The organism is Patescibacteria group bacterium, from assembly GCA_041650895.1.
In the GTDB taxonomy this organism is placed as follows: domain Bacteria; phylum Patescibacteriota; class Patescibacteriia; order 2-01-FULL-39-33; family 2-01-FULL-39-33; genus CAISTG01.
Genome location: JBAZKF010000002.1, coordinates 151,224 through 170,272 on the forward strand (window position 1 = coordinate 151,224; position 19,049 = coordinate 170,272).

At 43.5% G+C, this 19,049-nt stretch carries 21 protein-coding genes; all 21 read left to right on the forward strand.

Annotation, left to right across the window (positions count from 1 at the left end; translation table 11 throughout):
- Positions 1-21 precede the first annotated feature (21 nt).
- The 21 genes from WC473_05540 (at position 22) to WC473_05640 (ending at position 18,842) form a co-directional block, all read left to right on the forward strand.
- Positions 22-165: a DUF5668 domain-containing protein gene (locus WC473_05540; GenBank protein MFA5125252.1), complete on the forward strand. Its 144-nt coding sequence runs from the start codon at positions 22-24 to the stop codon at positions 163-165.
- Between the two features lie 2 nt (positions 166-167).
- Positions 168-383, forward strand: a complete 216-nt coding sequence (locus tag WC473_05545; GenBank protein MFA5125253.1) for a HypC/HybG/HupF family hydrogenase formation chaperone — start codon at positions 168-170, stop codon at positions 381-383.
- Complete coding sequence (locus WC473_05550) at positions 380-1,138, forward strand: DUF6390 family protein (protein MFA5125254.1); 759 nt, start codon at positions 380-382, stop codon at positions 1,136-1,138. The genes WC473_05545 and WC473_05550 overlap by 4 nt, the downstream gene beginning before the upstream one ends.
- Positions 1,135-1,956 carry an NADH:ubiquinone oxidoreductase gene (locus WC473_05555; GenBank protein MFA5125255.1) on the forward strand — a complete coding sequence of 274 codons (822 nt, stop codon included), beginning with the start codon at positions 1,135-1,137 and terminating at the stop codon, positions 1,954-1,956. The genes WC473_05550 and WC473_05555 overlap by 4 nt, the downstream gene beginning before the upstream one ends.
- 2 nt (positions 1,957-1,958) lie before the next feature.
- Positions 1,959-2,213, forward strand: coding sequence for a hypothetical protein (locus WC473_05560; protein ID MFA5125256.1), 255 nt, complete (start codon positions 1,959-1,961; stop codon positions 2,211-2,213).
- Between the two features lie 12 nt (positions 2,214-2,225).
- Positions 2,226-3,524, forward strand: a complete 1,299-nt coding sequence (locus WC473_05565; GenBank protein ID MFA5125257.1) for a Ni/Fe hydrogenase subunit alpha — start codon at positions 2,226-2,228, stop codon at positions 3,522-3,524.
- A 41-nt stretch (positions 3,525-3,565) separates the two neighbouring features.
- Complete coding sequence (locus WC473_05570) at positions 3,566-3,820, forward strand: hypothetical protein (protein MFA5125258.1); 255 nt, start codon at positions 3,566-3,568, stop codon at positions 3,818-3,820.
- A gap of 106 nt (positions 3,821-3,926) precedes the next feature.
- On the forward strand, positions 3,927-5,105 hold the full coding sequence (locus tag WC473_05575; GenBank protein MFA5125259.1) for a phosphoglycerate kinase: 1,179 nt from the start codon (positions 3,927-3,929) through the stop codon (positions 5,103-5,105).
- A 21-nt stretch (positions 5,106-5,126) separates the two neighbouring features.
- Positions 5,127-5,924, forward strand: a complete 798-nt coding sequence (locus WC473_05580; GenBank protein ID MFA5125260.1) for an SIMPL domain-containing protein — start codon at positions 5,127-5,129, stop codon at positions 5,922-5,924.
- Between the two features lie 7 nt (positions 5,925-5,931).
- Positions 5,932-7,191 carry a phosphopyruvate hydratase gene (gene eno, locus WC473_05585; protein ID MFA5125261.1) on the forward strand — a complete coding sequence of 420 codons (1,260 nt, stop codon included), beginning with the start codon at positions 5,932-5,934 and terminating at the stop codon, positions 7,189-7,191.
- A 198-nt stretch (positions 7,192-7,389) separates the two neighbouring features.
- The gene (gene gpmI, locus WC473_05590; protein ID MFA5125262.1) at positions 7,390-8,967 is read left to right on the forward strand and encodes a 2,3-bisphosphoglycerate-independent phosphoglycerate mutase; all 1,578 of its coding nucleotides are present in this window, start codon (positions 7,390-7,392) and stop codon (positions 8,965-8,967) included.
- A 3-nt stretch (positions 8,968-8,970) separates the two neighbouring features.
- Positions 8,971-10,563 (forward strand): 2,3-bisphosphoglycerate-independent phosphoglycerate mutase, encoded by a 1,593-nt coding sequence (gpmI, locus tag WC473_05595; GenBank protein MFA5125263.1) that lies wholly within the window; start codon positions 8,971-8,973, stop codon positions 10,561-10,563.
- Between the two features lie 26 nt (positions 10,564-10,589).
- Positions 10,590-12,242 carry an efflux RND transporter periplasmic adaptor subunit gene (locus WC473_05600; GenBank protein MFA5125264.1) on the forward strand — a complete coding sequence of 551 codons (1,653 nt, stop codon included), beginning with the start codon at positions 10,590-10,592 and terminating at the stop codon, positions 12,240-12,242.
- A 34-nt stretch (positions 12,243-12,276) separates the two neighbouring features.
- Positions 12,277-12,999, forward strand: a complete 723-nt coding sequence (locus WC473_05605; protein MFA5125265.1) for an ABC transporter ATP-binding protein — start codon at positions 12,277-12,279, stop codon at positions 12,997-12,999.
- 1 nt (position 13,000) lies between these two features.
- Positions 13,001-14,236: an ABC transporter permease gene (locus WC473_05610; protein ID MFA5125266.1), complete on the forward strand. Its 1,236-nt coding sequence runs from the start codon at positions 13,001-13,003 to the stop codon at positions 14,234-14,236.
- An 845-nt stretch (positions 14,237-15,081) separates the two neighbouring features.
- The gene (locus WC473_05615; GenBank protein ID MFA5125267.1) at positions 15,082-15,279 is read left to right on the forward strand and encodes a hypothetical protein; all 198 of its coding nucleotides are present in this window, start codon (positions 15,082-15,084) and stop codon (positions 15,277-15,279) included.
- Positions 15,266-15,454, forward strand: a complete 189-nt coding sequence (locus tag WC473_05620) for a hypothetical protein (GenBank protein MFA5125268.1) — start codon at positions 15,266-15,268, stop codon at positions 15,452-15,454. Before WC473_05615 ends, WC473_05620 begins: the two co-directional genes overlap by 14 nt.
- Before the next feature lie 303 nt (positions 15,455-15,757).
- Positions 15,758-16,135 (forward strand): hypothetical protein, encoded by a 378-nt coding sequence (locus WC473_05625; GenBank protein MFA5125269.1) that lies wholly within the window; start codon positions 15,758-15,760, stop codon positions 16,133-16,135.
- Between the two features lie 223 nt (positions 16,136-16,358).
- Positions 16,359-17,417 carry a phenylalanine--tRNA ligase subunit alpha gene (gene pheS, locus WC473_05630; GenBank protein MFA5125270.1) on the forward strand — a complete coding sequence of 353 codons (1,059 nt, stop codon included), beginning with the start codon at positions 16,359-16,361 and terminating at the stop codon, positions 17,415-17,417.
- A 490-nt stretch (positions 17,418-17,907) separates the two neighbouring features.
- Entirely contained in the window at positions 17,908-18,420 is a 513-nt protein-coding gene (locus tag WC473_05635; GenBank protein MFA5125271.1) for a transglutaminase domain-containing protein, read from the forward strand.
- Complete coding sequence (locus WC473_05640; GenBank protein MFA5125272.1) at positions 18,417-18,842, forward strand: hypothetical protein; 426 nt, start codon at positions 18,417-18,419, stop codon at positions 18,840-18,842. The genes WC473_05635 and WC473_05640 overlap by 4 nt, the downstream gene beginning before the upstream one ends.
- The last annotated feature ends 207 nt before the right edge of the window (positions 18,843-19,049 follow it).

Here is a 19,049-nt window from a genome sequence, read left to right on the forward strand (position 1 = left end):
TTAATAATTAACCATAAAGCCATGCTCGCTATCGCACTCATTATCATCGGAGCAATTTTTTTGCTCAAGAATCTCGGCCTGCTGACCGTCATCAATTGGGATGTCGTTTGGCCGATCGTTTTGATCGGCGTCGGCGTTCTGATGCTGTTTAAGAAAAAAATGTAGTTATGTGCCTGACCGTGCCGGCGCAAGTGATTTCCGCCGCTGACAATTATTTGGAGGTGGAAACCGCCGGCACCAGGCGCCGGGTTAAGCGCGCCTTTTCGGCGGTGCCGCAAGTAGGCGATTGGGTATTGGTAAACGCCGATTTGGCCGTAGTCAGAATAACAGAACAGGAAGCTGAGGAGATTGCCGGTTACTTGTCACCGGCGAAAAAAGTATGAACGGAGAAAAGATTAATGGCATGGTTTTGGCGGCGCGCTATGCTTTCATGCCCAATAAATTGCGTTATTGCGGCGGCGACAGGAATTCCCAATTATTTTCTTATGTTTCCGCCGGGGTTAGCGATGGGGGATTGGGCGAATTACTGGAAGAGTTTGATACCATGTTCCCTTACATAAGTTTTATCGCTCACGCCAATAAAATCGCCGATCCTTTTGATTATCGTGTGGTGGAAGCGTATTGGATCGGTAATGATTTGCTTAGCCACATTGATTTCAACGCTTTTTATCGTTACATGGTGGACATTCAGCGTTTGCCCAAATCCTATAAGCCGGAGTTGGCGGAAAAGATTTATGGCAAGATTACTTTGGGCGCCAAACCACATCACTCCTGGCATGTTTTCAATATTCCTAAGCGTATGGGTCCGAACGCGTTAGCTTATACTATTGCCACTATGGATGATTGCCGCATTAGTTGGGCTAAGGTGCTTGAGTCCGATCCGGTCACTGACGGCTTGCTCAAAAAGATAAAAGTTAAATGTCAGCCGTTGCAGTATATTGATAATCAATTATCGCTCGGCGCGCCGCAAGCGAAGGAAGTCTGGTTTGAATATGATAATAAGAGTTTTACCGGTCCGCTTCATGCCGGCGATCTGATAACCCTGCATTGGAATTGGGCATGCGACCGCATTTCCGAGGAGCAAAAGGATAATCTGGAAAAATGGACGCGTCATAACTTAAAATTGGCCAATCTATGAAAGTAAAAAAACCAAAACTCGCCATTATCAGTTTAACCTCTTGCGAGGGCTGTCAATTCGTTTTGCTGGATCAGGGCAAGAAGTTTTTGGATTTGCTGAAAAAATTCGAAGTTGAGGAATTTCGGTTAATTGAGGATGATCCGATGCCGGAAGGCCAATATGACGTTTGTTTGGTTGAAGGCAATCCGGTGACCAAGGAGAATATCAAACTGCTTAAGGCCATGCGCGAACGTTCCAAATTTTTAATCGTTTTGGGTAACTGCGCGGCGCTGGGCGGCGTTTGGGAAATTAAGAATTATCAGGATAAGAAAAAAACCATCAGGTATGTCTATCAGAACTCCGCCAAAGTGGAGAATCCTGATATCAAAGAAGTGGATAATTTTGTTGAAGTGGATTTGACTATTCCCGGCTGTCCCGTAACCGGTAGCGAGATGTTGGAGATGATTTATCAGCTTTTGTCCGGCAAAATGCCGCGTCTTCCGCAAAGCCCGGTGTGTTGGGAATGCCAGACTAAGGGCTATGAATGCTTGTTGCAAAAAGGTATGATTTGTCTGGGGCCGATTACTTTGGGCGGCTGTCAGGCGGTTTGCCTGAAAAGCAAACAGCCGTGCTGGGGCTGTCGTGGGCTGTTTGAGGGCGCGCAAGTCAAGAATCATTTTAATTATTTGACGGCCAATTTCCCTCGTCAACAAGCTTATCGCGTGATGGAAGTTTTTGGCGTTCGCGACTCAATCTTAAAGTCATTGGTTAAAGGAAACAAAACAACTAAAGGATTAAGGAATAAAAAGGGAGGAATAAAGATAAATAAGAAAAAATAATTATGTCAATAGAAACCAGAACCGGGACGGAGGAAGAATTAACAGCTCGCAATAGAATGCAGAGAATGTTATTCGGTCAGTATTTGGCGGAGGGCAAGGTAAGCGAAACCGACCCCGAGACCATGAAAAAGATTTTTACGCAAGTGAGTGATATCTTAGACGGTGATAATCCGGCTTACGACAGTATTCGCATCGCTTTCAAGTCCGGAGATTATGACGCTACGGTTTCCATGTTAAAGACTGTTGTTGAATTGTAAATATTTTAGTTTATGCAAATAAAAGTCAATCACATCGGCAAAATGGAGGGGCACTCCGATTTTGTGGCCGAAATCATTAAGGGCAAAGTGTCTTCGGCTAAGGTAATGACTACCGAAGGCGCGCGTTTGATCGAGGGCATTTTGGTCGGCCGGAATTTTGATGAAGCGCCGATTATTACCGCCCGCATCTGCGGTATCTGTCCGGTGGTGCATAAGATTTCTTCGGTCAAGTCATTGGAGAATGCCTTAAATATCAAGCCGAGCGAGCAGACAATCAAATTGAGAAAAGCCATGCTGTGCGCTCAACTGATCCACAGCCACGCTTTGCATTTGTTTTTTTTGTCTTTGCCGGACTTTTTTGACATCACTAATGATTTACAGTTCATCGGCCAATATAAAAAAGAAACCGAGAGCGCTATTCGAGTGCGCGATTGGGCGCTGAAGACAATTGAAGTCATCGGTGGCAGAGCGGTGCATCCTATCGCCTGCGAAGTCGGCGGATTCAAGGTTTTGCCGGAAAAGTCCGAGTTGGCTGAGTTGGCCGGCCGTTATCAGTCAGTCCTAAAAGACGCCTTGGTTCTGGTTAATATGGCGCTGAAAATCAATTTGCCCAGATTCAGCCGTCCCACAACTTTTGTGGCCTTAACTCAGGGTGATGAATATGCCTATTATGGTGGCGACTTGAAGGTGTTATATCCCGGTGGCAAGACTAAGACGATCAAAGCCAAGGATTTTACTAAGAATATTAAGGAGATTGAGGAACCGTATCGCGCCGCTAAGTCGGCCAAGCTGGACGGCAAACCGTTTATGGTTGGCGCTTTGGCGCGGATAAACATTAATCATGACAAATTAAATCCTTTGGCAGCTGGAATATTCAAGAGTTTAAAGTGGCGCTTGCCCCAGTACAACACTTTTAATAATATTATTTGCCAGGCAGTAGAGATAGTCCATTTTACGGAAGAATTAGACCGCTTGCTGGAGGAGCTGTCGACAGAGTTAAAGCCGGAAGCAAGCCGAGGTCAAGAGCTTAGTCTTATTGCCCGCGCCAATCCGTTGAGTCGAGTCACTGCCGGCGTTGACGCTTGCGAGGCGCCGCGTGGGACGCTGTATCATTCTTACAAATTAGATAAAAACGGATTGATTACCGATTGCCAGATCATTACTCCGACCGTGTCTTTCTTGAAAAATTTGGAGGCGGACATCAAGCAATATTTGCCGGGAATAAAAGATATGCCGGAGAAAAAGCGCGCCATTAGGATTCGCGCCCTGATTCGCGCCTATGATCCGTGCATTGCCTGCGCCACTCATTAATTTTGCAGATTGAATCATAATTAACAAAAACTAAAACAGATATGCATGATTTTCATTTGGCTGACACGATCTATAAAGCGATTATCCAGGAAGCCGAAAAAAACAATTTAAAAAAAATCACCAAAGCGGTGATTGAGCTGGGGAGTATTGTGGAACATGGCGAGGAGGTTTTGCCGGCTAATTTGGATTTTAACATAAAGATGTTAGCAGAGGGAGGGAAAGCGGACGGCTTAAATATTGAAATTGGTAGGTCGTCGGGTAATGAGTGGGTACTTAAGGAGATCGAAGGGGAGTAATTTTGTTAAATAAAAAACCGCCGTGTATATGTAAATTTTCAACACTTCACACAGCTGTGTGAAGTGTTGAAAACAGCTAAAATTACAAATATAAATAGTTTCAGTTATGAAGATAAAATCAATCCGACAAGCAAATAGTCTCAAAGGAAAAAAGGTGCTCATGCGCGCTGATTTTAATGTGCCTATAACTAAAAATGGCAAAGTTGGACAAAGCGAGGATTTCCGTATTGTCCGAACTGCGCCGACTATCCAGTATTTAATTAAAAAAGGCGCCAAGATAATCATTATGGCGCACCTGGGCCGACCGGAAGGAAAAGTTAACCTTAAATATAGTCTGAAGCCGGTGGCCAAAAGATTGTCGCAAATAATCAAGCAGCCGGTCAAATTGTCGCCGGAAATAATCGGCGTTAAGACTGATAAATTAATCAGTCAGATGAAAAACGGCGAAGTACTATTGTTAGAAAATATCAGGTTTGATAAGCGCGAGGAACAAGCGAATAATAATTTTGCCCGGGAGCTGGCGAGTTTGGGCGATCTTTATGTTAATGACGGTTTTGCCGTTTCTCATCGTGACCAGGTATCGGTTTCTGTTATTCAAGATTTTCTGCCGTCTTATGCGGGATTATTGTTGGAAGATGAAATAAAGTATTTGGGCGGTGTTTTGAAAAATCCTAAGAAGCCGCTAGTGGTGATTATTGGTGGCGCCAAGATTTCCACTAAGATCAGGGTAATCAAGAATTTTGCCAAGGTGGCGAAGCGGATTTTACTGGGTGGCGCGTTGGCCAATACGGTGCTGAAAGTTATGGGCGTGTCGGTGGGTAAATCGCCGATTGAGCCGGAAATGTTCGGCGAGGTTAAGAAATTCAAATTGACTGATAATAATATTGTAGTGCCGGTTGACGGCGTGATGGCCAATAATTTTAACGCCAAGAAGGGGAGGATGGATGCCTTAGCCGATATTAAGCCGGAAGAATTGATTCTGGATATCGGACCGGATACTGTAAAACTATATGAAAATATCTTAAAATCGGCTAAAATGGTTATGTGGAATGGGCCGATGGGTTTAATAGAAAACCCGGTCTTTGCCCGGGGCACTAGGAGCTTGATCAGGATTTTGGCTGGTTCCAAGGCCCAAACCATTGTCGGGGGTGGAGAAACGGTGCAAATGATTCGTAAAATGAAATTAGAAAATAAATTCAGTTTTATTTCGACCGGCGGGGGAGCGATGTTGGAGTTTTTGGAAGGCAAGAAATTGCCGGGACTTAAAAAATTAGTCAGCAGATAATAATTAATAATAACAAAAAATATGGAAGAACAAAAAACATGTTGTACAACTAATGGCATGCACAAATGCCATTGTGCCAAACATATCGTTTTAGCGATTTTGGCTGTCGTTTTAATCGTTTATGTCGGCGTCCTAACGCGCAATGCCTGGCGCACTTATGATTATATCGGCAAGTCGCCGGATATGATTAATCAGATTACTGTTACCGGCACAGCCAAGGTCAGCGTTACACCCGATATCGCCGTGCTTTATCTGGGCGTTATCAACGAGGGCGCGACGGTCAATCTGGCGCAAAAAGGCGTGACCGACAAAATGAATGCGATTATTGATTCGCTCAAGAAAGAGTTTAAAATTGACGCCAAAGATATCAAGACGGAAAATTATAGCGTTAATCCCAAGTATGATTGGACTGACGGCAGGCAACGGATAATCGGTTATTCCGCCAACCAAAGCGTTACTGTTAAAGTCAGGGATTTTGATAAGACCGGGGATATTCTGGCCAAGGCCACCGAACTCGGCGCTAACACAGTGTCCGGGCCGACTTTTTCTATTGATGATCCGGAAAAAGCCAAAGCCGAAGCGCGAGAAAAGGCCATCGCCCAAGCCAAAGAAAAAGCAAGAATATTGGCTGATCAGGTCGGCATTAAATTGGGCCGGATTATTAATTTTTATGAAGGCGGAACAGAATTGCCGAATGCAATCTATAGCCGTAGCGACCTGGCTGTCGGCGCCGGCGAGATGAAAGCGGCAGCTCCGACGATTGAACCGGGTAGTCAGGATGTTCAATTGACAGTCAGTATCAGCTATGAAATAAATTAGTAATCTTATGACAAAAATAAAGTCCGTTAAGGCGCGAGAAATTTTGGATTCGCGTGGCAATCCAACGGTAGAGGTTGAGGTGTGCTTGGATAATGGCAAAAAAGCTTGGGCTGGAGTGCCCTCCGGAGCCTCTACGGGCTCGCGTGAAGCCTTGGAACTTCGGGATGGCGATAAACGGCGATATGGTGGCCAAGGCGTACTTAAGGCCGTAAAAAATATCAACACGGTTATTGCGCCGAAGTTAATAGGATTGGATCCGGCCAAGCAGAAAGAAATTGACGAACTGATGCTTAAGTTGGACGGTACGGAAAATAAATCCAAGTTAGGCGCTAATGCTATTTTAGGAGTTTCTATGGCAGTGGCGCGTGTTGCGGCTTTTAGTCAGAACAAATCGCTTTACGTTTATCTTCACAAAAAATATTGGAACAGCAGTAGAATGTCTTTCCCGGTGCCAATGATGAATATTATGAATGGCGGCGCGCACGCCGGCTGGTCAATTGATATTCAGGAGTTCATGGTGATGCCGCAACAAAAGAATATTAAGGAAGCGATTCGTTGTGGTGCAGAGATTTTCCATGTTCTTAAGAAACTTTTGGCTAAAGCCGGTTACCCAGTAACGGTTGGCGATGAAGGCGGTTATGCTCCCAAGCTGACCGGCAATGAAAAGGCCATGGGATTGATTGTTTCTGCTATTAGGGGGAGTGGTTATAAACCGGGCCAAGACGTCAGGATAGCTATTGATTCGGCCGCCTCGGAGTTTTTTGATGATAAAGACAAACATTATGACATGAAAGCCGATAAGAAAACCAGAACTTCAAAAGAGATGATCAAAATGTACGGCGAATGGATTAAGAAATATCCGATTGAGTCATTGGAAGACGGTTTGGCTGAAGGGGATTGGCAGGGTTGGGCGGATTTGACTCAGGCCTTGGGCAGGAGGGTTGCTTTGGTTGGCGATGATTTGTTTGTGACTAATTCCAAAATTCTTCAGGAAGGCATTAATAAGAAAGTGGCCAATGCCATTTTAATCAAATTAAATCAAATTGGCACCCTGACAGAAACAGTAGAGGCGATGAAACTGGCGCAAAAAAATAATTATAAGCTGGCGGTCAGTCATAGGAGCGGTGAAACTCCTGATGATTTTATCGCCGATTTGGCCGTAGCTTCTGGCGCCGAGTACATTAAAACCGGATCGCTTAGCCGGGGTGAAAGAGTCGCTAAGTATAACCGTTTGATGGAAATCTGGGATGAGATGGGTAAAAAATAATTATAGAATAGGCAAAGCACCCGGATTATTCGGGTGTTTTGTGTTTTAAAAGGAAATGTGTTATAATAATTTAAGAATTTATTGTTTTTAACTGTTTACTTTTAAGTAATTTTCAGCAATTTTACTTGAAAGTTTTTACGTTATAATCTTTGTTATTTAGTGTTTTAAAATTGAAAGTTCTGGCTTTTAGGCCACTTTATGCCTGTAAAATCTAAAAAATCACAAAAAACAGAAATCGCTAAAAAAGTTCTTTTGCTCATATTAGACGGTTGGGGAATCGGCAAAGAAGACGGTTCCAATCCGATTTTTTTAGCTAAACCGAAGTTTATCAATTCTTTGTATAAGAAGTATCCCTGGACGGAATTATGCGCGTCCGGACTTTGCGTCGGTTTGCCGCCAGACCAGGTGGGAAACTCTGAAGCCGGCCACATGAACTTGGGAGCCGGACGCATTGCCGATCAGGACGTGATTAAGATTTCCAAACACATCGGTACTGGCGAATTTTTCAAGAACCCCGCTTTTTTGGCGGCTATTAATCACGCCAAAAAGAATAAAACCGCTTTGCATTTGATGGGTATGCTGTCTAACGGCCAGAGTCCCCACAGCGATCCTGATCATCTTTTGGCTTTACTGACCTTAGTGCGCAAGCATGAGTTAAAAAAAGTTTATTTGCATTTATTTACCGATGGTCGCGATTCACCGCCTATGTCGGCCTTGAAATCCATCATGGCTTTGGAGCGTTCGCTTAAACCCAATGAGATCATCTCTACGGTTATCGGTCGGTTTTACGCCATGGATCGCAAGAAAGTCTGGACCAGGACTATCGCGGCTTACAACGCCATGACCGACGGCCGGGATGCGCATTATGCTGACAGTCCTCAGGCCGGCATCGACCGCGCTTACAATGCTAATATATCCGATGAATTCATCGAGCCTATTGTCATTAGGCAAAAAGGAAAAATGACGCCGCGTATCAGCGATAATGACGCCATTATTTTCTTTAATTTGCGCAGCGATCGCGCCAGGCAAATGGCCAAGCCGTTTGTCCAGCATCAATTTGAAGAAAAGAATCCAGGGTTTGTTAAGCGTAAACGAGTATTGCGTAATGTTTCCTTTGTGGCTATGACTGATTTCGGACCGGATTTGGATAGTATTCTGACCGCTTATCCTTCGGAAGATTTAAAAAACACCTTGCCTATAGTGTTGAAGAACAAGAAGCAGATTTATATCGCCGAGAGCGAGAAATACGCTCATGTGACTTTCTTTTTTAATGGTGGTTATGCTGATCCGGTGGGCGGTGAAGAAAGAATTAATATTCCTTCGCCTCATGTGGATAGATACGACAAGACGCCGGCTATGTCCACCAAAGGAATAACCAGCAGAATTATTGCTTCATTAAGAAAATACGATTTTATCTGCGCCAACATCGCTTGTCCTGATATGATCGGCCACACCGGCAATATGGAAGCGGCGCAAGAAACAGTTAAGGCTGTTGATAAATACGTCAAGCAAATCGTGGCGGCCGCGCTTAAGAATGATGCCGTGTTGCTCATCACTGCCGATCATGGCAATATAGAATACAAACTCAATTTGGAAACAGGGGAGAGGTTGACCGAACATACCACTAACCCAGTGCCATTTATTGTTGTAGGTGGCAGTTTCGGCAAGTCGCTAAAATTAAAGCGCGATGGCGTTTTGGGTGATGTCGCCCCTACTGTTATTAAACTGTTCGGTTTAAATAAACCCAAGGGAATGAGTAAGAATAGCTTGATTTAAATTATGACTGATAGCAAAAACAAACGACTTAAACCGGTAATACTGATGATTTTGGATGGTTGGGGAGCGGCCCCGCCTTCAAGATCCAATGCCATTACTCTGGCCAAAACGCCGGGGGTGACAGGATTAATAAAAACTTATCCGGCTTTGACTTTACAGGCCTCGGGCGAAGCCGTGGGCTTGTCTTGGGGGGAAATTGGCAACTCTGAAGTCGGGCATCTTAATTTGGGCTCGGGCAAGCTGGTTTACCAGAATTTGCCGCGCATTAATAAATCCATTTCTGACGGCGCCTTTTTTGAGAATGAAAAGTTTATCAATGCCATAAAACACGCTAAGAAAAACAAAGGCAAAGTTCATTTGCTGGGGTTGATTTCTTCGGGCGGCGTGCACAGCCATATTGATCATTTATTCGCTTTGTTGGAGCTGTGTCAGAAAGAAAAATTCCGCGAGGTATATATTCATGGCGTTTTGGACGGCCGTGACATGCCCTATAATTCCGGCATTGATTTTGTGGAAAAAATAAAAAACAAATCCGAGGAATTGGGTGTCGGCCGCATTGCCACTCTGTCCGGCCGGTTTTATGCTATGGATCGCGACAATCATTGGGAGCGCATCGTTCTGGCTTATAACGCCATGGTCAAAGGTGAAGCCACGGAAAGATTCAGTGATCCGAGCGAGGCGGTCAGCGCTTCTTACGATAAAAAGATCTATGATGAGGAATTTGTGCCGGTAGTGATCGAAGATGGCGGCCGGCCTGTGGCCACCATCGCCCCCGGCGATGCCGTGATATTTTTTAATTTTCGCGCGGATCGCGCTCGAGAGATTTCCAAAGCGTTCGTTTTGCCCGGTTTTGAAAAGTTTGAACGGCAATATTTGAAAGATTTATATTTCGTGGCTATGACCGAATACGAGAAGGATGTCCCGATGGAAGTCGCTTTTCCTCCTGAAACCATTAAAGATCCGTTGGCTAAGGTTATAGCCGATGCCGGCCTAACTCAATTGCATATCGCGGAGACGGAGAAATACGCCCACGTCACTTTTTTCTTTAATGGCGGTACCGAGCAGGAATTTACCGGTGAAGACAGGGTGTTGGTGCCGTCGCCACGCGTGTCTTCTTATGCGGAGAAGCCGGAAATGTCAGCCAAGGAAGTGACGCAGAAAACCATCGACGCTATTATGGCTGATAAGTATGATTTTATTGTGTTGAATTTTGCCAATTGTGATATGGTCGGCCATACTGGAGACTTAAAAGCCACAATCAAAGCCGTGGAAGCAGTGGACAGTTGCGTCAAAAAAATCACAGAAGTGGTTTTGGCCAAAGGCGGAGCGGCCTTAATTACCGCTGATCATGGCAATGCCGAGGAGTTGCTCAATTTACAATCAGGCGAAATAGACAAGGAACACAGCACTTATCCGGTACCGCTTATTATCGTCGGCAAGGAATGGGAGGGTAAGAACGCCGGTTTTCCGGAAGTGCCTGGCGGTGATCTATCTTTGGTTCAGCCGGCTGGCATACTGTCCGATGTGGCACCGACGATTATCAAGATTATGGGGCTCGAACAGCCGGCGGAAATGACCGGTAAACCGTTGATTTAATTTATAATTTAAAATTATTCAATACTATGTTAAAAATTTTCAAGAAAAAACGCTTTTGGGTAATTCTAGTAATTATCCTGGCAGTGGTCGGATTTGGAATCTATAAATTATTAACGCCTAAATCGGCAGTGGAATATACCACCGAAGCGGTTAAGCGCGGCCAACTGACTCAAACGGTGACGGCTACCGGCCAAGTTGAGTCGGCGCATGAGATAACTTTGAATTTTAAGACGCCGGGTAAAATAACTTACATAGGAGTCAAAGAAGGCGATGATGTTAAGGCCGGGCAGGATTTGGCGCGAATTGATTCCGGTTCCATTGCCGCTTTAATCAAGCAGTATCAGGCTAACCTGGCCTCAGCTCAAGCTAACCTGGAAAAGGTTAAAGCCGGCGCTTCCGCTGAAGATATTAATCTGACTCAGGAACAGCTGATTAAAGCGCAAAATGACTATAACAATCTGGTTCGTGAATCGGAAACGCAGGTTGAAATATTGAAGGATAAGACAGTTAATAATCTTAATAACGCTATTTTTACTTCACAAACAGCATTAAATACTGTTTTTGGCGATTTGATTAGTACCGAAACCACTGTTTATATGTTGGTGATGGATGCTAGTCTGCAGAGCCAAGTTAAAAGCGATTATAGCGTTTTAAAGAATGGACTTTCGGTTCTGCGCGATGAAGTGATAGCGGCGCAGAAGTCCGATGATCAACAATTTATTATCAGGGCCAGCGATGATGTAAAGAACTTTCTTAGCCAGCTTAACAGTTACTTGGATTCCAGTTTTAATTTAGCGGATAAAATTATCATTAATACTACCTACACCCAAACCAAAAAAGATACGATTAAGTCAGATATTTCTACGCAACAAACCTCCAACAATACTTCGCTTACGGCTGTGCAAACCGCCCGTGCCAATATTATCAATACGGCCGATTCTTATCAGTCGCAGATTTTGGCGGCGGCTAACGCCGTTTCCATTGCGCAAGCGTCTTTGGATTTAAAGAAGGCCGGACCGCGCAGCTTTGAGCTGGCTTCGGCCGAGGCCGCGGTGGCCCAAGCCCAAGCGTCACTGGACAAGACCAGGGCTGATGCCGATGATTATGTTATCCGCGCGCCGATTGACGGCAAAATCACCAAAGTTAATTATTCCATGGGTGAGACTACGGCGGCAGGCGGGGTGGCGATCGCTATGTTGTCTAATGAACGCTATGAGATTAAGGTTGATATTCCGGAATCGGATATTATTAAATTGGCTGTGGGGGAGAAAGTGGCGATTGATCTGGACGCTTTTGGTAGCGATCATCCATTCTCTGGCGCCGTAACTTTTATTGACCCGGCGCAAACAATTATTAAGGATGTGACTTATTACAAAACTACCGTTACCTTCAACCAGGATTCTTGGAGTGATCAGATTAAGCCTGGTATGACCGCCAATATTACCATTATTGCGGCGGAAAAAGACGGCGCTTTATATATTCCGCAACGCGCGGTCAAGATCAGAGAAACGACTTTAGGCGAAGTACCGAAGAAATACGTGGAAATCCTGGTTAATAGCCAACCGCAGGAGCGTGATGTGGAAATCGGTTTGCGCGGCGACAATGGCTTGGTAGAAATCATTTCCGGCCTGGCTGAAGGCGAACAAGTGGTGACTTATAAAAAAGATTCCACTAAATAGCGCGGACGGCGGCTATTGAAGATAAATATAAAATATGACTGAGAAATTAATAGAAGTTAAGGATTTAAAAAAAGACTACGTTAATGACGAGGTGGTAACGTCAGTGCTTCATGGCGTAAGTTTCGATATTCATCAGGGGGAATTCGTGGCCATCATGGGGCCGTCCGGTTCGGGTAAATCCACCTTGATGCATATCTTGGGATTTTTGGATAATCTGACTTCCGGCCGTTTTATTTTTAAAGGGCGTGATGTCAGTAATTTGGAGGAAGATGAGCTGGCGCGCATTAGAAATGAGGAAGTCGGGTTTGTCTTTCAAGCCTTTCATTTGTTGCCCAAGACTTCGGTGTACAATAATGTCAGATTGCCCTTGCTTTACGGTACAGCTAAGAATATTGATGAATTGGTCAAATCGGCGATTCGGGCCGTCGGCTTAGAACACCGTACTAATAATTTTTCCAATCAGCTCTCCGGCGGAGAAAAACAAAGAGTGGCTATTGCCCGCGCCCTGGTCAATAATCCGTCAATTATTTTTGCCGATGAGCCGACCGGCAACTTGGATAGTAAATCGGGCAATGCTATTATGGAGATTCTGGAAGATTTAAACGACGCCGGCCATACGATTATCCTGGTTACCCACGAAACCGATACGGCCAAACATGCTAAGCGCATCATCAAAATAGTGGATGGCCTGATTGCCGAAGATTACAATGTCGCTGATCGCCGCAGCGCCAAGAATGGCGGACAGCTGATGAAATAACATGCGATTTACCGAAACTGTAAAATTATCATTTTCTGTTTTGCGCACCAATCGGACGCGCAGTTTTTTGACTTCGCTGGGGATTATTATCGGCATTGCCGCTGTCATCGTGATTATTTCTGCCGGTGCCGGTGCGCAATCGCTCATCGTTAATCAATTCAATGCTATTGGCACCAATTTGATTGGCATTCTGCCCGGTGCCAGCGACGAGAACGGCCCGCCTGCTTCGGCTTTTGGCATTATTCTACAGACGCTTAAATATGAAGACGCTCAGGCTATTGTGCAAATAGTATCGCATGTTACTGCTGTCTCCTCTTATAATACCGGCGTAGCTACGGCGTCTTACCAGAGTTCCAAAACAGATATCACTTATTACGGTGTTATGCCTGACTATCTACTGGTTGAGGAAACGGAAGTGGAGAAGGGGAGATTTTTCGGCGATGACGAGGATCGGGGAAGCTCCAAAGTTGCCGTGTTGGGCTGGCAGGTGGCGCAGGATCTGTTCGACGGTCAGGAAGCTGTCGGCCGCAAGATGAAAATCGGCAAAGAATCTTTTGAAGTGATCGGGGTGATGCGTAAACGCGGCGTCTCCGGTTTTCAAAATAACGATAGTATTATTCTGATTCCGGCACAGACCGCGCAAAAGATAATGCTGGGCGTACGCCATGTTAATTTTATTCGCGCCAAAGTGGATCAGCAAGAGAATTTGTCGCAAGTAGTGGAGGATATTCGCTTTTTGTTGCGTGATCGCCATAACTTATTAGAATCAAAGGTTGACGATTTCAATATCCGCAACACGGCCGACGCTATTAAGACGCTGACTTCCATTACTGACGTGCTGAAGTTTTTTTTGGCCGCAATCGCCAGTATTTCTTTGTTAGTCGGCGGTGTGGGCGTAATGAACATTATGTTGGCCTCGGTTAATGAGCGTGTCCGCGAAATCGGCTTGCGCAAAGCTGTCGGCGCCAAGTCCAATGATATTATGGTTCAGTTTTTGGCCGAGTCGGTTACTGTTACTTTAGCCGGAGGCGTTATTGGCATTATTATCGGTTCGTTGATTTCCGCCTTAGTCGCCGTAGTTGCCAAATATTTGGGTTATGATTGGGATTTAGTAGTTTCTCCGCTGTCAATATTCATGGGTTTTGGCGTAGCTTTTATTGTCGGTTTAATTTTTGGCATTTACCCGGCTCAGCGTGCGGCCAAACTCAACTCCATTGAGGCGCTAAGATGGGAGTAATAAGTTTTATTATTAGTCATTAATTATTAATTATTAGTTAACAAATCGCTTATTTTGGGGCGATTTTTTTATTTTATTTTGTCTAATTTTAGTCATTTATTTATAATTAAATCAAAAATAGGGGATAAAACACTTGACAAAATATTTAAGGTGTGATATAATAGTTTATTCAAGATAGTGGTTGTGGATAACTGAACAAAATTCAATTATTGACAATATTATCTTGTGGCAGCTTAAAAGCTGTTTTAAGAGAACCTTCGGGTTCTTTGTCAGGGCGTCAGGCGGCTTATGTCGTGTGTCGCCCTTGACAAAGGTTCCGAATAATGGAACTCTGAATGTTAATTAAAAAAATATTCGCGGCAGCTTGTCGCCGCGTCGATATGATTAAGGCGTATGCTTGTCCGCCTAAATCCGATCCAAGGTCTAAAGCCGAGGATCTTAGGAGGAGATTAAGCTGAAGAGGGGGCCTGGCTTGAAATTATATATTCGCCAATCGCCTTAATTCACTTCTTCAAGTCTTGATTATATCGATGCGGTAGCAATGTCTGGCCGTCTAAGCAGGCGGGCAAACGCGCGCTGCAAGTACTTTCGAAGGAAGATTTTCCCCACCGCGTCGGGCTTTTATCCCGCCGGATCGGTAGACCTCCTCCTTTCCCCGGGGAGGCGTTATGTAGCGATACATGCGCCTCCCCCACACGCCTCAGACAGTATGGTTCGAGAGCATATAATCAAATCCTCACAAAGGAAGCTTGGTTTTACGCTTACGGCCGGGGTACTGTTTGAGGCGTGTGTTGCAAAAAAGCATTTTTCATTTTACGTTACGAGTAATCTCGTGAAGGAGGCCTATGATAGTACAATGTTGCGTTTGTCGTAGGGTGCGTTTGTCTGGCGTGTCTGGCGTCTCTTGGGCGGAGCAAGCCATACCACCCGGTGAGGATGTTTCCCATGGCTACTGCCCGGAATGCGCCGCAAAAGCGTATGAGGGCATGGAGAGGGAATTGACCAACCGGCACCAAAGGAGCCCGACTGATGGCAAAGGGTAAGTGCCCGGCTTGTTTTAAAATCGAAGTGGCGCCGGGGCAGTGGAAAAACACCGCCTTACCGGTCAAAGAAGAAACATTGCCCAAATACTGTCCGAGATGTAGCGAGCATAACGCTTATGTCCGGGAGAGCATTCGGGTATCCAAGGAGTTGGCGGGCGGCGCGTCGGGAAAATAGAACATTCTGTTAGGAGGAAGCCGCGCGGCTTCCTCCTTTAAAATTGATTTTGATTTATCCACAGCCAAGCTCTTGACACTGTATTGTTTTTATAAAAATTTAATATATAATTTTATATTAAGGGATGACATTAAGCATCAGGCATTTTCAATCGCACTTTCCTAAAAATTTTTTTAGGATCACACTCAAGTGTGATTTCGAAAATTCCCGTTGCGTCTTCTCCGAGTCCCGCCCATGTGGCGGGACTTTTAATTGGCTGATTTTGTTAATTGGTGTTATAATTTAATCAGGTAATCAAATCATATGTCACTCAAACAACTAATTATCATCGTCAGTATCGCCACTCTACTTTGCTGGGCCAGTTGGTTGCTAGTTATCTTTGAAGTGGATCCGACAACCGCCGGCTTTTACGGCCTACTGATTTTTTATGCCAGCATGTTTTTGTCTTTGCTTGGTTTGTTTTTCCTGATCAGTTTCGGCTTTCGCAAATTATTCAATAAGCTGGAAATGGAATACAAGCTGGTGGGCATGTCTTTCCGCCAATCATTTTTCTTCTCCTTGGCCGTCGTGGGATTCTTTTTCCTGCAGAGCAAGGATTTATTGACTTGGTGGAACAGCATTTTGCTGGTTTTGGCTCTGGTGATTTTGGAATTTTTCTTTTTGAGTTATCGGAAGAAATAGTATAGCGTTAGCCGTCCCGTTGGTCGGGGCGGTTTTTTTATTATTTTTTTCTCCTTTAGGAAGAAGAAGATTAAGAGGGGCTTATTTTCATGATACTTTTCTCTAGAGAAAAGTATCACCAAAGAGTCGCGAGCGAATAAAATCATGGCTAGATTTTTTACTCCGCAATATTTTTAATAGCCATTTGACTAAAACTTGTTAAATTGGTTATAATATATTCAATATGAAAGAAAAACTCAGCCAATTAAAGGCGCAATTCACCGAGGAATCGGCAAAGGTCAAATCAGCTTCCGAGCTGGAAGAATTGGAGAATAGATTTTTGAGCCGTAAAAGTGGATTGCTGACCGGCATCATGAAGGGGATCAAAGATGTGGCTAAAGAAGAGGTGGCGGAAATCGGCGCCTTGGCTAATGAAACCAAAGATTATATTGTTGAGGGACTGGAAACACTTAAGGGAAACTTGGGCGGTATCGGTTCCTCTAATTTCGATTTTACCGTACCCGGCCGCAAGCCGGCTGTCGGCCATTTGCATTTAGCCACCATTGCCATTCGCGAGATTGAAAGTATCCTAGAGCCGTTAGGCTTCGTCAGGACGCGCCATCCGGATGTAGAATGGGATTATTATGCTTTTGAAACTTTGAACATGCCCGGCGATCATCCGGCTCGCGATGACTGGGAAACCTTTTTTATTGATGATTCTCCGATCAAGATGAATTTGCCGGCTAATTCAAAGAAATTAGTCAAAGAGGGGAGACGATTACTAACTCCTCATACTTCTAGCATTCAGGTACGGGAAATGGAGAGGGGCGTTCTGCCGATTCGGATGATGAATATTTCCAAATGCTATCGTCGGCAGATTGATGTTTCTCATGTGCCGATGTTCCATCAATTTGAGGGGCTAGTGATTGACAAGGGGATTAATATTACTCACTTGAAGGGCACGATTGATTATTTTGTTAAGAAATTTTTCGGCGAGGATCGCACAATTCGTTTGCGGCCGCATCATTTTCAATTCACTGAGCCGAGTTTTGAAGTGGATATTTCCTGCGGACTCTGCCATGGCGCAGGTTGCAAGATGTGTAAAGAGGGTTGGTTGGAGCTGGCTGGCGCCGGCATGGTTCATCCAAATGTGCTTAAAGCCGGCGGCATTGATCCGGAGAAGTATTCGGGTTTTGCTTTCGGCTGGGGTGTCGAGCGATGCTATTCCATGAAGTCGGACCTGAATATTGATGATTTAAGGTTGATGTATAAGAATGATTTGAGGTTTAATGAGCAGTTTTAGAGATTATATATTATATGACAGAATATAAGTTAGAAGCAGAATCTGCAAGATTTGATTTAAAAGGTAATCCCGTCGATCTCTCTACTATTAGAGGTGAGGTGACAATTAACTTCTTTTTCGTTGTATATAATATTTTTTTTACATTATTAATTGCTATTATTGGTGTTATACCGATACATTTGCTGTGTTGGCAATTGAAAATATTATTATTTATTATTGTGTTAATTGGGTTATTTTTTTGTTTTCGTATAGTATATTTTAGGAAATTTTTAACAAAAATAAGATCTACTATATTTAGTTTTAAAGAGAGGTTGTAATCATTTTAGTATTACTTTTCTAGAAAAGTAATACAAAAGTCGCGACCGGAAAAAATCATGGCTGGATTTTACGCTCCACTCCTGAAAATTTCCTGACGCTTCGCTTGCAGAAATTTTCTAGTCGTTCCTGCAAAAAATCGCACAATATTTTTTAATGGTCGCAATAGCAATGTATGCCAAATATAAAACCTAAATCACAAATAGAAGTTGATCAGAATATCTTAGATTTTTTAAATGGAATGCACATTGATAAGCCCGAAGATTTGGTAACCTTAAAGAATAAGATAATTAAATCCCTTGAATTCCGATCATATAATAATAAAACAAAAAAGCATGCTGATAGTATCCAATGGAAAAGAACTGCTTCTGAGATCTTGTCAGATGGTTATGTTTATAAAGGAAAGGCGTGCTCTGATTTGGCGGTAGTTTTCCTTGCTCTATGTAAGGCAACCGGGATTAATGGCCGCTTGGTTAAATTAAAATCAATAGATAACGAACATACTCACTCGATTGTTGAGGTTAAATTAAAGAGGGCTTGGTATAGAATTGATCCATCAAGTAGAGATTCCTTGCCATTTAAAGGTGAGTTATCAAGTAAATCAATTTGGAATAAAAAGTTTAAAGTTTGGCGGAAAGGAAAAGATGTCTGGGATTTAGGCCTTAAAGATATAAAATCAGAATTATGATAAATAAAATTTGGAAAAAAATTTATAATATTTTCACAAATGTACCAGTCTATCTAAAATTGGCAATTATTCCGATTTTATTTTACTTAATTTTATTTGTATCTTTTGTCCTATTGTCTCTTATAGGATTTATAGCACAAAGGTTTGAAATTTTTGGAGCTTTTCTTAGTATTATAGCGCTTCCCATAATTATAATTATGTTTGTTTTCGAATTCTTTACTCTACTTACTGTTAGTATTTTATCACTATTTATTCCGAACAATATTATAAAAGAAATGACTACTCCAGCTATTTTTGGCGGTGATATTTCGAATAACTTTGGTGTTTTTGCGTCATTAGTATTTTGGGTTATTATTGGATTTTTTGTCGGCTTAATAATATTTTTTAAAAAGCGTTATTTTAATAATAATAAAATTAATTAACTATTATATTATTAATGATTTATGAACCTAAATATCTCTTACAACTGGCTAAAGTCGCTCGCCCGTTGTCATTCCGACCGGAGCGAAGCGTAGTGGAGGAATCCCTTTTGACAGTAAAAACCCATTAAAATAGTTTATTTAGAGTTAAAAGCGATCCCTCCACTCGGCCTTGAGGCCTCGGTCGGGATGACAAAATGGTTTAATGAC

Excerpts from the sequence above, each read along its gene's own strand:
- gpmI (MFA5125263.1), top strand. The coding sequence starts at position 8,971 with ATGACTGATAGCAAAAACAAACGACTTAAACCGGTAATACTGATGATT.
- WC473_05635 (MFA5125271.1), top strand. The coding sequence starts at position 17,908 with ATGCCAAATATAAAACCTAAATCACAAATAGAAGTTGATCAGAATATC.
- WC473_05625 (MFA5125269.1), top strand. The coding sequence starts at position 15,758 with ATGTCACTCAAACAACTAATTATCATCGTCAGTATCGCCACTCTACTT.
- WC473_05620 (MFA5125268.1), top strand. The coding sequence starts at position 15,266 with ATGGCAAAGGGTAAGTGCCCGGCTTGTTTTAAAATCGAAGTGGCGCCG.
- WC473_05550 (MFA5125254.1), top strand. The coding sequence starts at position 380 with ATGAACGGAGAAAAGATTAATGGCATGGTTTTGGCGGCGCGCTATGCT.
- WC473_05575 (MFA5125259.1), top strand. The coding sequence starts at position 3,927 with ATGAAGATAAAATCAATCCGACAAGCAAATAGTCTCAAAGGAAAAAAG.
- WC473_05605 (MFA5125265.1), top strand. The coding sequence starts at position 12,277 with ATGACTGAGAAATTAATAGAAGTTAAGGATTTAAAAAAAGACTACGTT.
- gpmI (MFA5125262.1), top strand. The coding sequence starts at position 7,390 with ATGCCTGTAAAATCTAAAAAATCACAAAAAACAGAAATCGCTAAAAAA.
- WC473_05565 (MFA5125257.1), top strand. The coding sequence starts at position 2,226 with ATGCAAATAAAAGTCAATCACATCGGCAAAATGGAGGGGCACTCCGAT.
- WC473_05580 (MFA5125260.1), top strand. The coding sequence starts at position 5,127 with ATGGAAGAACAAAAAACATGTTGTACAACTAATGGCATGCACAAATGC.
- WC473_05615 (MFA5125267.1), top strand. The coding sequence starts at position 15,082 with ATGATAGTACAATGTTGCGTTTGTCGTAGGGTGCGTTTGTCTGGCGTG.
- WC473_05555 (MFA5125255.1), top strand. The coding sequence starts at position 1,135 with ATGAAAGTAAAAAAACCAAAACTCGCCATTATCAGTTTAACCTCTTGC.
- WC473_05600 (MFA5125264.1), top strand. The coding sequence starts at position 10,590 with ATGTTAAAAATTTTCAAGAAAAAACGCTTTTGGGTAATTCTAGTAATT.
- pheS (MFA5125270.1), top strand. The coding sequence starts at position 16,359 with ATGAAAGAAAAACTCAGCCAATTAAAGGCGCAATTCACCGAGGAATCG.
- WC473_05640 (MFA5125272.1), top strand. The coding sequence starts at position 18,417 with ATGATAAATAAAATTTGGAAAAAAATTTATAATATTTTCACAAATGTA.
- WC473_05570 (MFA5125258.1), top strand. The coding sequence starts at position 3,566 with ATGCATGATTTTCATTTGGCTGACACGATCTATAAAGCGATTATCCAG.
- WC473_05545 (MFA5125253.1), top strand. The coding sequence starts at position 168 with ATGTGCCTGACCGTGCCGGCGCAAGTGATTTCCGCCGCTGACAATTAT.
- WC473_05610 (MFA5125266.1), top strand. The coding sequence starts at position 13,001 with ATGCGATTTACCGAAACTGTAAAATTATCATTTTCTGTTTTGCGCACC.
- WC473_05540 (MFA5125252.1), top strand. The coding sequence starts at position 22 with ATGCTCGCTATCGCACTCATTATCATCGGAGCAATTTTTTTGCTCAAG.
- eno (MFA5125261.1), top strand. The coding sequence starts at position 5,932 with ATGACAAAAATAAAGTCCGTTAAGGCGCGAGAAATTTTGGATTCGCGT.
- WC473_05560 (MFA5125256.1), top strand. The coding sequence starts at position 1,959 with ATGTCAATAGAAACCAGAACCGGGACGGAGGAAGAATTAACAGCTCGC.